Annotated in this window: 15 protein-coding genes and 1 pseudogene; 6 read left to right on the top strand and 10 right to left on the bottom strand. The window is 41.9% G+C overall.

The annotated features are described in order from the left end of the window. Positions 1-71 precede the first annotated feature (71 nt). From AN394_RS01020 to AN394_RS01005, 4 genes are all read left to right on the top strand, one after another. Positions 72-794, top strand: a complete 723-nt coding sequence (locus AN394_RS01020) for a FadR/GntR family transcriptional regulator (protein ID WP_054552285.1) — start codon at positions 72-74, stop codon at positions 792-794. A 45-nt stretch (positions 795-839) separates the two neighbouring features. Continuing rightward, positions 840-1,619 (top strand): SDR family NAD(P)-dependent oxidoreductase, encoded by a 780-nt coding sequence (locus AN394_RS01015; protein ID WP_054562977.1) that lies wholly within the window; start codon positions 840-842, stop codon positions 1,617-1,619. Between the two features lie 128 nt (positions 1,620-1,747). Beyond that, positions 1,748-2,455: a sulfite exporter TauE/SafE family protein gene (locus AN394_RS01010; protein ID WP_055020595.1), complete on the top strand. Its 708-nt coding sequence runs from the start codon at positions 1,748-1,750 to the stop codon at positions 2,453-2,455. A 27-nt stretch (positions 2,456-2,482) separates the two neighbouring features. Further along, entirely contained in the window at positions 2,483-3,367 is an 885-nt protein-coding gene (locus tag AN394_RS01005; protein WP_235576229.1) for an SMP-30/gluconolactonase/LRE family protein, read from the top strand. Here AN394_RS01005 and AN394_RS01000 read toward each other — a convergent pair. Genes AN394_RS01000 through AN394_RS00990 form a run of 3 tightly spaced genes read right to left on the bottom strand, consistent with a single transcriptional unit; the run spans position 3,362 to position 5,656 of the window. Continuing rightward, entirely contained in the window at positions 3,362-4,249 is an 888-nt protein-coding gene (locus AN394_RS01000; RefSeq protein WP_055020594.1) for a LysR family transcriptional regulator, read from the bottom strand. The genes AN394_RS01005 and AN394_RS01000 overlap by 6 nt on opposite strands. Positions 4,250-4,303: 54 nt before the next feature. Beyond that, on the bottom strand, positions 4,304-5,170 hold the full coding sequence (locus AN394_RS00995) for a pirin family protein (protein ID WP_055020593.1): 867 nt from the start codon (positions 5,168-5,170) through the stop codon (positions 4,304-4,306). 60 nt (positions 5,171-5,230) lie between these two features. Beyond that, entirely contained in the window at positions 5,231-5,656 is a 426-nt protein-coding gene (locus AN394_RS00990; RefSeq protein ID WP_054562973.1) for a DoxX family protein, read from the bottom strand. Positions 5,657-5,784: 128 nt separating this feature from the next. On the opposite strand from AN394_RS00990, the gene AN394_RS00985 reads away from it, so the two are divergent. Next, positions 5,785-6,321: a hypothetical protein gene (locus AN394_RS00985; protein WP_055020592.1), complete on the top strand. Its 537-nt coding sequence runs from the start codon at positions 5,785-5,787 to the stop codon at positions 6,319-6,321. Between the two features lie 26 nt (positions 6,322-6,347). On the opposite strand, the gene AN394_RS00980 is transcribed toward AN394_RS00985, so the two are convergent. The 7 genes and pseudogenes from AN394_RS00980 to AN394_RS00950 form a co-directional block, all read right to left on the bottom strand. Next, complete coding sequence (locus AN394_RS00980; protein WP_054562971.1) at positions 6,348-7,190, bottom strand: DUF4198 domain-containing protein; 843 nt, start codon at positions 7,188-7,190, stop codon at positions 6,348-6,350. Positions 7,191-7,199: 9 nt separating this feature from the next. Next, a complete protein-coding gene (locus AN394_RS00975) occupies positions 7,200-7,700 on the bottom strand; it encodes a DUF2271 domain-containing protein (RefSeq protein WP_055020591.1) in 501 nt (166 codons plus the stop codon). Next, positions 7,700-8,332: a PepSY-associated TM helix domain-containing protein gene (locus AN394_RS00970; protein WP_055020590.1), complete on the bottom strand. Its 633-nt coding sequence runs from the start codon at positions 8,330-8,332 to the stop codon at positions 7,700-7,702. Before AN394_RS00970 ends, AN394_RS00975 begins: the two co-directional genes overlap by 1 nt. Before the next feature lie 196 nt (positions 8,333-8,528). Continuing rightward, positions 8,529-8,918 (bottom strand): annotated as a pseudogene (locus tag AN394_RS00965) (YbaN family protein); the annotation flags it as partial. Next, positions 8,918-9,496, bottom strand: a complete 579-nt coding sequence (locus AN394_RS00960; protein WP_054562968.1) for a biliverdin-producing heme oxygenase — start codon at positions 9,494-9,496, stop codon at positions 8,918-8,920. The pseudogene AN394_RS00965 and the gene AN394_RS00960, both read right to left, overlap by 1 nt. Positions 9,497-9,853: 357 nt before the next feature. Further along, on the bottom strand, positions 9,854-11,173 hold the full coding sequence (locus tag AN394_RS00955) for a porin (protein WP_054562967.1): 1,320 nt from the start codon (positions 11,171-11,173) through the stop codon (positions 9,854-9,856). A gap of 105 nt (positions 11,174-11,278) precedes the next feature. After that, complete coding sequence (locus tag AN394_RS00950) at positions 11,279-11,764, bottom strand: MarR family winged helix-turn-helix transcriptional regulator (protein ID WP_054562966.1); 486 nt, start codon at positions 11,762-11,764, stop codon at positions 11,279-11,281. Positions 11,765-12,093: 329 nt separating this feature from the next. Here AN394_RS00950 and AN394_RS00945 point away from each other — a divergent pair, with 329 nt between their 5' ends. Beyond that, on the top strand, positions 12,094-12,945 hold the full coding sequence (locus tag AN394_RS00945) for a D-hexose-6-phosphate mutarotase (protein ID WP_054562965.1): 852 nt from the start codon (positions 12,094-12,096) through the stop codon (positions 12,943-12,945). The last annotated feature ends 24 nt before the right edge of the window (positions 12,946-12,969 follow it).

Below are 12,969 nucleotides of genomic sequence, written 5' to 3'. Positions count from 1 at the left end.
TCAATTATTTCCAGGATGACGGAATAGCTTTATAGATGTATCATATTACTCAGATCTTTTGAGGAACACACATGGCGCGTTTAGAAAATTTAAACCTATCACAACAAGTTACCAATGAGCTTGGTAAAGCAATTATTGTTGGTGATTATAACACTGAAACGGGGCTACCAACCGAAGCACAACTTTGTGAAGTGTATGGTATTAGCCGCACAGCTGTTCGTGAAGCAGTGAAAATGCTTGCTGCAAAAGGACTGATTTCTTCTCGTCCACGACAAGGTATTCGTGTTGAGTCGGCGGAGAACTGGAACTTATACGACACAAGCGTATTAAAATGGTTGTTGGAAAGCAGCCCATCACTTTACGTACTTAAAGAATTTCTACAAGTGCGCTTGGCGATTGAGCCACAAGCAGCAGCTCTTGCAGCAAGAAAAGGCGACCAAGCAGCCATTGCAGAAATTAAAATGGCACTCGATAAAATGCAAGCGGCTGCAGAAGAGCCAGAAGGCGTAATGCATGAGCCAGATCTTGCCTTCCACACAGCAATTTTACATGCCAGTGGTAACCGTTTTTTCTATCAATTGCGTGATTTTATTCGCACCGCATTACATGTGAGTATTCAACATACTACACCTGCTAAGGGCAATAAAAAGGCTATCGCTGAAGAGCACTTTAAAGTGTATAACGCGATTGCGAGCGGTGACCCTGAGCGTGCTAAAAACATGATGACGTATATGATTGATGAAGCAATGGCGTTTATTGAAAAAGAAATCGCTGATAAAGAAGCGGCTCAATAAGTATCACTTTTTGACGTTGTAATTACTTTAAAACAAAAGGTTATCATGCCAAATTCGAACGAGCTAAAAACAGTTTACCCAAGCCTTGCTGGTAAGAGTGTGTTTATTACTGGTGGTGCATCGGGAATTGGTGAAGTAATGGTAACGCGGTTCTGCGAGCAGGGCGCGAAAGTCACCTTTGTTGATATTGCAACTGAGCAAAGCGATGCGTTATGCGCTAAATTAGCGGGTAAATATGAGTTTGATCCGCAGTTTATCCATTGTGATATCCGTGACGTTGAAGCCTTAAAAGCGGCCATTGAGCAAACGCGTCAACAACAGGGTGACATTGGTGTGTTAATTAATAACGCAGCCGATGACACCCGTCATGCTGCTGAAAATATGGATGTGAAATATTGGGAAGATAAGTTTGCCGTTAACTTACGCCCATGTTTCTTTTCATCGCAAGCTGTGGTTGAACAGATGCAGCGTTTAGGTGGTGGTAGCATTATCAATATGGGGTCGGTAAGCTGGCGTATTAAGCAAACAGGTATGCCAGCCTATACAACCGCAAAAGCAGGGATTGAAGGTTTAACCCGTTCATTAGCTGCTTCATATGGTAAAGACAATATTCGTGTGAATTCACTGGTTCCGGGTTGGGTGATGACAGAGCGCCAAATCACTCATTGGCTAACCCCAGAAATGATTGAAGATGTTCGTTTAAGTCAGTGTATTAACGAAACAATTCAACCAGACCATGTGGTAAACGCGGCATTGTTTTTGGCCGCTGATGACAGCCGAATGATGACAGCACAATCATTGATAGTGGATGCAGGTTGGACATAATTTTGCGAAACAATCGTAAAATAACTAGCTTGCAATAAAAATTTTTACATAATTCAAATGATACTATAATAATAAAATATGGGTTATAGAATCAACAGAGCTCATACTTAGGAAGGTGGTAAGAAAGTTTGACCGACTTTGTACTTGTTTATTTAATTCTGATTATTGGCGCTTGCCTGCAAAGTGTTATTGGCTTTGGTCTAGGCATGCTATGTGTGCCTGTGCTTTACTGGCTTATGCCAGAGCTGGTGCCTGGGCCAATGATTCTGAATGCGCTGTTTTTAACGTCGGTGTTAATGATTAAACACCGCGGCGCGATAGACATGAAACAAACAGGCATTTCCATTATTGGTGGTGCAGTGGGAGTTATCCTTGCTGCTGTGGTGATGTGGTATGTCAATGCGAAGCAGTATCAACTCTTGCTCGGAGTGAGTATTTTGGTGGTGGTAGCGTTGTCTATCATAGGTATGAAACCGAAAATTTCCACCATTACAAGCTTACTCGCGTCAATGTCGTCGGGCTTTTTAGGTACCACAACGTCAGCCGGTGGCGCGCCAATGGGGTTACTCTATCAAGCTGAAGATAAAGACAAAATTAAAGCAAACCTGAGTGCCTTTTTTGTATTTATAAACCTGTTTGGCATTATTGTATTAATGCTGACAGGTTCTGCCGATATGGCCGATGTAAAGCTGTTCTTTTTCTGTTTACCCGCTATTTTAATTGGTTGGGGCTTGTCGTTTGTGATCAACAATAACCTCAATGAAAAGGCTATTCGCGGCATAATCTTGCTGGTTGCTGGCTTATCTGGTCTAGCACTTATTTTCATACACAGATAGAATGAGAATAGTTCAGCAGTTTGTGTAATGAAGCCTATGCTCGATGACACCATTAAAGTAATCATTTCTAGCCAATGCCAATTGGGCGAAGGTGCCTATTTTGCTAAGGCACATAACTGTTTATTTTGGGTCGATATTTTAGGGCAGCGTTTGTTTCGTTTGCAGTGTCAATCGATGCGAGTTAGCCAGTTTACTATGCCAGAACCGATTTGCTGGGTGATGGAAACCGAGCAAGCTGAATTAATCGCAGGCTTTGCCAAAGGCATTTATAAGCTCAATAGTGAAGACTTTAGCCGCGAACTTCTTTACTCAATCGATCACGAACCCTCAAAAAACCGCTTAAACGATGGTAAAACGTCTCGCCAAGGCTTTGGCTTTTTTGGCTCAATGGACTCTCAAGAGCAAACCAATAGTGGCAAGTTATACCGTTTTGGTCATGGCCAGGCTCCGACAGCAGTTGATCATGACTACACCATTAGCAATGGGCCTGCGGTAAGTAAAAATGGCCAGTTTCTATATTCTACAGACTCAGATAAACAAACAATCTACCGCTTCACTCTGAATGAGCATGGCGAGCTTGCAGATAAACAAGAGTTTATTCGCTTTACTGACAATATGGGTTTTCCTGATGGCATGACAGTTGATAGCGAAGATCATCTGTGGGTTGCTGCATGGAATGGTTATGGCGTGTATCGTTTTGCTCCAAACGGTGAGCAAGTACAGTTTATTCGCTTACCCGCACCGCGTGTTACAAGTGTCGCATTTGTAGGTGAAGAGCTCACGCATCTGGCAGTGACAACTGCGGCAGTAGGGCTAGAAGACTCTGTGCTCGCTGATTACCCTCACAGTGGTGGCGTGTTTATTCTCGAGCCGGGCGTTAAAGGTATTGCTGAAACGCCCTTGAAGCTATAGGTTTTCCATTACTTGATAACGCAACTCGCCAATAAACGAGCGTGCTGCAGGACCCAGTTTGTCACCGTCTTTAAAGAGTAAATGTAACTTAGCGCTGCGACTGCTGTTATGGGTTAAATTAAGTGCTTTCATTTGCCCTGCCGCAAGTTGTTTTTCTATCGCGACTTTTGGTAACCACGCAAAGCCCAGTCCATTACTGATCATATCAATCGAAGTGCGCATATGAGTGACGGTCCAGCGCTGATCGGCACCTAACCAGCCACCATCTTGTTTGTGCTTATTCGCTGAATCGCGAACTACTATTTGGCGGTGTGATTTTAAATCTTCGAGGGTAATTTCACGCTCTATATCATGCAAGGGGTGCTCTGGGTGGGCGACGGCAATAAACTCGATATCACATAACTCTTCGTGAAAGTTTGCCGCAATTGGAAAGCCGGTAATGGCAATATCAACCTGATCGTTTTCGAGCAGTTCATTGCCTCCCATTAGTACAGACTCATGCAGCTCAATACGCAGTTGTGGGTATTGCGATGACGTGTCGTTAAGTACTTTATAAAGCAGTTGTTGTGGGAAAATAGCATCAACAGCAATGCGTAACTTACTTTCGATACCTTCACCCAAGGTTTGCCCAATGGCCTCAACTTTAGCAGCTTCATCAAGTAAGTAATTAGCACGGCGCAGCATCATTTCGCCGGCTTCAGTGAGCACGGTTTTACGGCCTTGAATGCTGAATAACTTTACATCGAGTGCAGATTCAATTTTGCCAACTGCATTATGAATACTCGATTGGCTTTTATGAATACCTTGTGAGGCTTGGTTAAAGCCTCCAAATTCAACAACAGCACGAAACATGCGCCACTGTTCTAGCGTAATTCTTAGCATGATGTTCCTTTGCTTACTTAACTACCTAATAGTACCTGTAAATGCTGAAAAAGTTTACTTTTTAGGTGAGGGCAACTCAATATACTCAAGCTCATCACCGGGAATTTTAGCAAAACGCTGTGCTTGCCAATCTTGTTTTGCTTGCTCGATGCGCTCTTTGCTGTAAGCAACAAAATTCCAGTGTAAATACGGGACTTTATTGAATTTACTGCCACCGAGTAAAATAAAGCGGCTGTGCACCAGAGTCGTTATTTCGTGTTCACTGTCATCAAGTAGTACAAAGTCGCCTTGGGTATAGCGAGTATCACCCACACTAATTTCACCATAAATAACATACACGGCGGTTTCATGATGAGGATGCGGTTTAGTAATATGGCTGCCTTGCTCTGCTACCGTATCTACATAAAACATCGGAGAGTAGGTTTTGACAGGGGAGCTTAAGCCATAAGCATCACCGACAATGAGCCGCATCAGCACGCCTTTTTCGATTTTCTCAGGCAATTGTTGTTTTTTGATATGTTCAAAATGCGGTGCTATTTCGGTCATACTTTCAGGTAAAGCAACCCAGCATTGCAGACCATTAATGTCGTGCTCGATCGCCCGCACTTCTAGGCTTTCTCTTTCTGAGTGAACTATACCGCGACCTGCGGTCATCCAGTTAACATCGCCGGGTTCTATTTGCAGGCTATTACCTAGCGAATCGCGATGGTAAATACTGCCAGTAAATAAATAAGTGAGCGTTGATAAGCCAATATGAGGGTGAGGCCTCACATTTATGCCTTCCCCGCGAGGAAAGTGATTTGGCCCCATGTGGTCAAAAAAGACAAATGGCCCAACCATTTTTTTGTCAAAATGAGGCAAGATGCGTTTCACATCGAGCCCACCAATATCATGGCTGGTTGCTGTTAATAACGTTGCCATATTCGCGCCCTCTTAAAAACAAATTCAGCCAACAACCTAGGTTATTGGCTGGGATAAATATTATGCCTGACTACGTTTTAACACTAGTTGATCTAGGCTGATTTTGCCTGCACCAACACTGGCTAATGCTAAAAAGCCGCCTGCCATCGCAATATTTTTGTAGAACATTAAAAATTGCATTTGATCATCAAGTTGAAAGTGGAATAACAAAGCACTAACTAGGCTGAAACCAGCAAAAGCGACAGCGGTTAGTTGTGTTAAAAAGCCGAGTAAAATAAATAATCCGCCAACAATTTCAAAGGCAATCACAAACGGCAGTAAGAACTCTGGTAAACCTACTGATGCCATGTACTGTGCTGTTGCATCAAAAAATTCTATTTTGCTAAAGCCGGTTAGTAAAAAGATGGCCGATAAACCAATACGTGCCAATAAAGTGCTAATATTTTGTAAGTGTGGTTGAGCTGAGATTAAAGTAAAAAGTTTCATAGTAGGTATCCTGTTTAGTTAAGCAGTGTGTCTGCGATGGAGTAACTATAAGTTCACTTTAAAAGAATTAAAAATTGTAAAATTAGTATTTATCATTCTTTAAAAAAGAACATAAAAGAAGGTTGAATATGAAGTTGTTGTTATTAATAGGGTTTTGTTTTTCGGTGGCTACAAGTAGCTTGGTGTTTGCCGAACAAAATTTACCAAATAGTCGTCATTATGAGTTGCTAGCTTCAGATATTGCGGTGCAGCAAAGCTGGCAAGTTAAAGACACAATTAAAGGTTATGAGATGCTGGAATATCAAATTAACCTTAATAAAGGCACTACTTTAAAGGTTGATTTTGCTCCATCAAATTCAAGCAACTACTTTAATATTTTACCAAAAGGCAACCCAACTGCTTTGTTTGTTGGCCCGGCAAAAGGTGATCATGCCGAGCTTACAATTCCTGATAATGGCGATTATGTGATTCGGGTGTTTCTCATGCGCAATGCTGCGCGCCGTGATGAGCAAAGTGAATTTACAGCCGATATCTCGGTATTAAAAAGTACATTAAAAGGCATGCACCCAAGCTGGGATGTAGATGGTGATGGGGTAAATGATTGCGAGAAAGACGGTAGCTGCGATCACACGGTTGACTACAGCCTTCCTCGTAAGTCGAATTAGGCCTTTGCTAAGGCCTAATCAGCATATTATTCAGGCGCTACTTCAAGCGTTGTGAACAATGAATAGCGTACGTTATCGATATCAGCCTCTGTTGGCTTTTGATTTACAGATGCTTCAATCAAATACATATCAGCGTGAGCGAATGTCACAGTAAAGAAACCTTTTTTATCGGTTGTTACTTTAACTTCGTCACGCTCATTACGGTAGCGAGCACTACCACGAACAATAGCAAGCTCAACGTCAGCAGCTGGTTTGCCATCCATTAGTAATTGGAACTTAGCTTCTTCACCAGCAAATAGATCGTTCGGGTGAGTAGGGCCTGAAATTTCTAAGCCCTGACCAAGCAATGTTGGCTTAGAAGTACCATTACGGCTAACAAAAGTATCAACAGTTGCGATTGATTTTACAGTGCGCACGTCGGTTGCGCCTGCTGGTAGGTCTGCTTCTTTTTTACCTGCGAAAACACGGCCGCGATTGCCGTCTTTATCTTTATAGAAAGTCATTAGCATTGGCTTTTGCTGCATAGCAATATGGTAAGTACCATCTTGCGTTAAGCTCACTGCCGCTGAGTTTTTGCGTTTTAAATAGTATGCGCGAATCGTTTCTTCAACCGGCTTACCATTTGGAGCAAGGGCAATTAATAAGTTGTCGTCATACTCTGCGCCTTTTTGTTTTGGGCGGTATGCTTTATCTGGGCTAAACAACTCATTAGAAATACTGGCATCAATCATCACATAGTGAGTTTTCTCACCAGATAAAGAAGTGTGAGATGGCATTAACCAACGGGCATGTGCTTGTGCATAGCCAGATGCAATTGCTGTGAAGGTCACGGCGCCGATCAGCGCCGTTTTTAATAATTTTAATTTCATTGTTTGTCCTTAATTACTGGTAATGGTAACAAAGCTAGTCGCGAACTCTTTTTCGCCTTCAATTGTGACTTTGCCGTCTTTCGTTAAGTCGATTTCAACGCGGGTGTAATCTCGGCCACCTTCTTCACGTACAACTTCAACATTTAGTAGGTAGCTACCAGGTTTAACTGGATTACCTTTTAAATCTTTACCTTGCCACTCAATGGTGTAAGTGCCTGGGCGTTTTGTTGCACCTGTTACACCATCAAAGCTGTCGTTGCTACGACCTGCTTTTCGCCACCACTGACGTAAGTCTTTAAACCATTCAGCTTTTTCGACCCAAAGTGCAATAGTGGTAACGTGTTTACGTTCAGGTGTTTCTAGCCATAACGCCACGTAAGGGCGATGATATGGAGAAACATCTAGCTCAGGTAAGGTAAATTCAACGGTTAGGTTGGGATCTTTTGCAAAGCTCAGAGGGCTGAACAAACAGCCAATTAGTAGAGCAACGAGTAAGTGGGCTTTTTTCATTAAGATACTCCTTTAAGTTGAGGCACCCAAACTAGATAAATAACCAAAGGCGTGGCAACACCAAGCAGCGTTAACCAAAGGCCTGCGGCACGTTTTTTACGGTTTTGAAAGAGGATAAATAATCCGGTAATAGCAAACAGAATTATCAAAACAGCTGAGATATCAATCACCCAGCTCCATGCTTCGCCTGTATGGCGGCCCTTGTGTAAGTCGCCTATCAGACTCATAAAGCCACCAGTTTGATAATCAATATTAAGTTCACCGGTTTGAAAATCGATTTCGGCGTAGGCAAAGCCAGCCGGAAGCGGGTAGTCGAGCATTACCAAGGCATCTTCTTTTTCCCACTCAATACTTTTTACATTGTTGAGTGAAAACTGCTGTTGCATGTATTGCTCTATTTCAGGGTAAAGGCTTGGTAATGTATCGAGGTTTGCTTGTGCTTTTTCGAATAGCTCTGCAGAAACAAGTAGTTGGTTCTGACCATTATGTTTATCATTTTCGAGCCAACTAACGTGGTTAAGAATGATGCCACTGACACAAAACAAAATAAGCAAAAAGAATAAGGCCGTTGAAAGGTATATGTGTAAGGCGCGGCTAACGCTATAAAAGCTGCGTTTGTTAAATGAGAACATAATGCGGTTTATTCGTTAAAGATACAAATATGATAATGATTTGTATTACTGATAACAAGCGGGTTTACGTTCTTTACATTTCTTTGTGCTAGAAATGAATAGCGAGGTAAGCCATAACAGCTAGTTGCGAACTGAGAAAACAAGCAAGCAACATCAAGCGCATCTGTGTGGTTATATTAACTTGAATTAGGGTTGGTTTATTTGGCTCAGATGGGCGGTTAATTAAATAGGCTAATACGCTCAATTCAATCACTGCTACTAAATACATCACCCAAATTGGCGCGGCACTTAGTAGTAAAAAAGCATATCCGATAGCCATACCAAAACCTGCTAATAACTTAGCACGGGTAGGGACAACCTTATGCTCTTGCCAAAACCTTAACGGTTGGCCGTATCTGGGGTGGTTTAGCAGCCAGGCAGAAAGCTTGGGTGATGAGCGGGTAAAGCACGCCAATGCGAGTATAAAAAAGATAGTCGTAGGCATCACAGGTAATGCAATACCTATGATACCTAAACCCACCATCAATAACCCGAGTAATTGATAGCAGCCATTTTTATAGGCGGTAAACGCCGCTCTCACATTCATCAATAAAACTGGGCCTGATAAAACTTAAATCGTTGCAGTGCTTGCTCGGCACCTTTTATCAAGGTGGCTTGTTGCTGTTCACAGAGCTCAAGGTTATCAATAAGATGACTTAGTTGACAGTCTTTAGAGTATTCACTGGCTTTAGCAAGGTAGCGTGCACCACGTTGATTATTTAACTTTAGCTCAGCTTCTACCTGTTTGCCTAATGTAGCTGCAGAAAATTGCGATCCTTCAATTACATACAGCCAACCAAGTACATAGGCAAAGTCAGCATTTTGAAAGCGGCAGGGTTGCTGATGATGATTTGGTAATGGGTGCTTTAAATCGTCTAAGTCCTGCTTGATTAAAGATAATCGCGTACGATCATGTAAGTTATCTATATATTGATGTAAACCAGCATGCTCGTAGAGGCCTTTTAATTCTAACTGGTAAGCATACTGTAAGGTTAAAAACTTTTTATAGTTATCTAAATCAGCACTAGGCGCTAGCGCTAATAAATGATGATCAATATCATCGGTTATGATGCTTATCGCTTGTTTTAGCTTTTCAGCTCGAGAAAGTAGCTCGAGTATTGGCATGAATATGTTCCTCAGCAACGTCTTTAGAGTAAATGCACGGAGTAGTTGATGTTGTCATAGGGTTATACCCATAATTTCTAAGTGATAATCAGACAAAGCAGCTATACAGCTTTTAACAATAAATCGGGCTTAGAATGATACTATATGATAATGATTTTCATTTGTATATCCATAGAATGTTTTAACTAAAGGTACAGGTCGGACCTTAGCCTTAAGCATAGTGGACAACTTGGGAGTGAAGTAAGAAGTTTGCTAGTAATGAATGAACGTTAAGGATAGCGTGAGGTTGTTGTGTGGTTTCGAGTAAATAAAAAAGCAAGGAGGCCAGCTCCTTGCTTTCACTTAATTAAGCGTATCTTAAAAGTAATAACCTATATTGATATTGAAGCGGGTTTCAGTCTCGTCGCTGTCGCCAGCAATTGAACCACCAACAAATGGTTGGTTTTTCGCTTGTACAAAATCAAAGTAAGTGAATAAGCCACCTGCGGCAACAGATACACCGGTTACATTCATCCATGTATCTTCGCTGTTATCTGACTTGTCATAAATGATGCCGTAGTCATTATAAAACTGCAGGTTTGTTACCGGACCCCACTCTACAGGCAGGCTGTAAGCGATATTAGCATTAGTCATGGTCGCTTCTGCGGCAATACTATCGTAAAACGCATAAGCACCCACGGCCATACGGTCGACGTTGTCGATATCGTAGTTATACTCACCATGCTGTAGCTGGAAATTCCATGGACCGATAGTACTGTTTAAGTGCACAGCCCAGGCGTAGTAATCGCCGGCTTTATCTTCACCGTCATGCAAGCCACCCGATAACGCAGAAACACCTAGCTCGGTGGTGCCGCCGTCATGCTCAAAGTGATAACCATAACGACCAGAGAAGGTGTTGTACTCACCAATCGCATTGGTTGGTTCGGCATAGATACCTTCATCAGCAGAGCGGAAACCGACAACATCGTATGAATAGCGGTCGCTTCTGTCGCTTACGTAACCATCAACGCCACCTAGCTCATCATTTTTGAAAAAGCCAAGGTCAATTTGCCAGTTATCAGCAATTTTGCGCTTGAATAACACACCTAAATCATGGTCATCTTCAAGACCAATATAGTAAGTAGTGCCAAAGAAGTAGTTGTGTGAGTTATAAGGCCAGTTACCAAAAGGCACTTTGGTAATACCTGCCTGTACCTGCCAGTCTTCGGCAAAGTCATAGGCTGCATAGGCATACTTAACTGCAGTCATGTAATCGAAAAAACGGATCTCAGCGTTAAGCTGCACATCACCGACATCGCCTGCAAAATTTAGCCTGAAGATGTCAAAATCGAAGTCACCACCGCGGTTTTTATTACCATCATTATAAGATGTATGGCTGAAGTTGGTACGTACTGCACCCCCGACCTTAATGCCAGATTCTTTTTTAGGCGCTTCAACAGCTGCTGTTTGCTGCTCAAGTTGCTTTTGTTGCTTTGCTACTTGTGCATCAATTTGCGCTTGTTTTTCGGCTTGTTGCTGCGATTTTTCTTCGGCAGCATCAAGTTTGCTTTGCAGTTGTTGCATTTGCTGTTTCAGCAATTGCAGCTGCTTTTGAAGGTCATCAATTTCAGATGCCTGACTAAGACTTGAAGTTGTGCCCAAGGCTATTGCGAGGGCTAACTTTGATAGTTTAAGCATGAATTTTCGCTAGTGTTGGAATGGGTACTACCAAGCATAGTTGATAATCATGCTGAACCCAAGACTAGACACAGAAAATTAATATTAATCAATCAGTTTTAATTTTTACTGTGGTTCTAATGTCTTGGTGATTGCGCCAACTTCAAGCAGAGGTGAAGCATCAAGCTGATCTGCATCCATCATTGCGGCAATACGTTGCATTGATGAAAGTAGTAAGCTTTGCTCCCACTCATCGAGTGCTGAGAACTTTTCAATGAAGTGTTCTTGCAGAGGCTGAGGTGCTTGATCTAGTAGCTGTTTACCCGCTTCTGTGAGATGCAAACTAACTCGGCGTTTATCTAATTGGCTACGAACACGGGTGATCAGGTTACGGTTTTCTATACGGTCTAAGATATTAGTAACCGTCGCTGGGCTTAGATTTACATTTTGTGCAATGCGACTAGCGGTTATGCCATCGGTTTGTGCAACCTCGTTCATAATCAGTAATTGTGGGCCTGTTAAGCCAGAGGTTTTATTGAGCTGTTTTGAATGAAGGTCGATGGCTCTGATCACTTTACGCAGCGACACTAGTAGCTCGTCATACTTTTGCATGTTTCTGTCTCTTAAATAAGGCGGCGTGGAGCAACCGCAATCAAAAAATTTTACACATCTAATAAATTGAGTTCAAATAAATAATGACTATATTGCTTATAATTTATGGCCATAAAGGTTGTTTTTGTGCTTTTAAAATAATTAGAGCAGAAATTAAAAAGCAAAAGTTAAAATTTAGATGGAGTAATTGTTGTTAACACTTAAAATGTAACTACGAGGTGACACCATCACTTTGTAGTAAAACAATTTATACAAATAACTAAATATTATTTACTAAAAGCCACTGCATTGGGTAAGGTGGATTTTTCTTTCATTAAATGGGACGAATTATGAAGTTATCGCCATCAGTTACGATTGAGCAAAGTGAAACCGGGCTTGAATTTATTAAAGTTGCTAGTGAGTTTTGTAGCGCAACTATTTTTCTGCAAGGTGCGCAGATCACTGAGTTCACGCCAACCGATAAAAAGCCATTATTATGGGTCTCAGAATTAGAAGATTACCAAGAAGGCAAAGGTGTGCGAGGCGGTATTCCGATTTGTTGGCCATGGTTCGGAGTAAGCCAACATGAAGGCTGGCCAGCTCATGGTGTTGCTCGCACAAGTTTATGGCGCGCAGAAGAAGTGAAAGAACAAGACGATTCTATTTATATCAGCTTGTCATTGCCGATGGCGCAAGTTGATGAAAAGTATTGGCCTTATAAAACTAAGTTATTGGCTGAGTTTATTTTAACCTCTAGCTTAGAGATGCGTTTAACAACCACGAACTTAGATAACCAAACAGTACAGTTTACTCAAGCACTACACACGTACTTCCCAACACCAGCAATTGAAGAAACAAAAGTAGATGGTCTGCAAGGCGCGAAATACATTGAATTTGCTGAAGGTCCATTTGAGCAAAATGAATTAGTGTCGTTCGCACGTGAAACAGACATGGTTTACACCGAAGCAAAAGACACTCAGCGTATCATTACACCTGATGGCATTATTGAAGTAGGTCGCGAAAATTCAACATCGTGTGTTCTTTGGAATCCATGGATTGATAAATCAAAACGCCTTTCTAATTTTGCTGATGAAGAATACCACGTAATGCTGTGCTTAGAAGCGGCTAATGTCCTTGATGATAGTGTTGAACTTGCACCAGGAGCAAGCCACACACTTGCAACAAAACTACGCTGGGTATAATTTATAACATATAACAACTCAGTG

This window comes from Pseudoalteromonas sp. P1-26 (assembly GCF_001401795.1).
Taxonomy (GTDB): Bacteria; Pseudomonadota; Gammaproteobacteria; order Enterobacterales; family Alteromonadaceae; genus Pseudoalteromonas.
The sequence above is the reverse complement of the archived record's forward strand: the minus strand, read 5'-3'. Positions and strand labels throughout refer to the sequence as shown.

What these genes read in the sequence shown, in the direction of transcription:
- AN394_RS00995 (WP_055020593.1), bottom strand. Translation starts at nt 5,170, where the DNA reads ATGGCAACGTTATTAACAGCAACCAGCCATGATATTGGTGGGCTCGAT.
- AN394_RS00975 (WP_055020591.1), bottom strand. Translation starts at nt 7,700, where the DNA reads ATGAAAAAAGCCCACTTACTCGTTGCTCTACTAATTGGCTGTTTGTTC.
- AN394_RS00980 (WP_054562971.1), bottom strand. Translation starts at nt 7,190, where the DNA reads ATGAAATTAAAATTATTAAAAACGGCGCTGATCGGCGCCGTGACCTTC.
- AN394_RS01015 (WP_054562977.1), top strand. Translation starts at nt 840, where the DNA reads ATGCCAAATTCGAACGAGCTAAAAACAGTTTACCCAAGCCTTGCTGGT.
- AN394_RS01005 (WP_235576229.1), top strand. Translation starts at nt 2,483, where the DNA reads ATGAAGCCTATGCTCGATGACACCATTAAAGTAATCATTTCTAGCCAA.
- AN394_RS00955 (WP_054562967.1), bottom strand. Translation starts at nt 11,173, where the DNA reads ATGCTTAAACTATCAAAGTTAGCCCTCGCAATAGCCTTGGGCACAACT.
- AN394_RS01020 (WP_054552285.1), top strand. Translation starts at nt 72, where the DNA reads ATGGCGCGTTTAGAAAATTTAAACCTATCACAACAAGTTACCAATGAG.
- AN394_RS00990 (WP_054562973.1), bottom strand. Translation starts at nt 5,656, where the DNA reads ATGAAACTTTTTACTTTAATCTCAGCTCAACCACACTTACAAAATATT.
- AN394_RS00950 (WP_054562966.1), bottom strand. Translation starts at nt 11,764, where the DNA reads ATGCAAAAGTATGACGAGCTACTAGTGTCGCTGCGTAAAGTGATCAGA.
- AN394_RS00985 (WP_055020592.1), top strand. Translation starts at nt 5,785, where the DNA reads ATGAAGTTGTTGTTATTAATAGGGTTTTGTTTTTCGGTGGCTACAAGT.
- AN394_RS00945 (WP_054562965.1), top strand. Translation starts at nt 12,094, where the DNA reads ATGAAGTTATCGCCATCAGTTACGATTGAGCAAAGTGAAACCGGGCTT.
- AN394_RS01000 (WP_055020594.1), bottom strand. Translation starts at nt 4,249, where the DNA reads ATGCTAAGAATTACGCTAGAACAGTGGCGCATGTTTCGTGCTGTTGTT.
- AN394_RS00970 (WP_055020590.1), bottom strand. Translation starts at nt 8,332, where the DNA reads ATGTTCTCATTTAACAAACGCAGCTTTTATAGCGTTAGCCGCGCCTTA.
- AN394_RS00960 (WP_054562968.1), bottom strand. Translation starts at nt 9,496, where the DNA reads ATGCCAATACTCGAGCTACTTTCTCGAGCTGAAAAGCTAAAACAAGCG.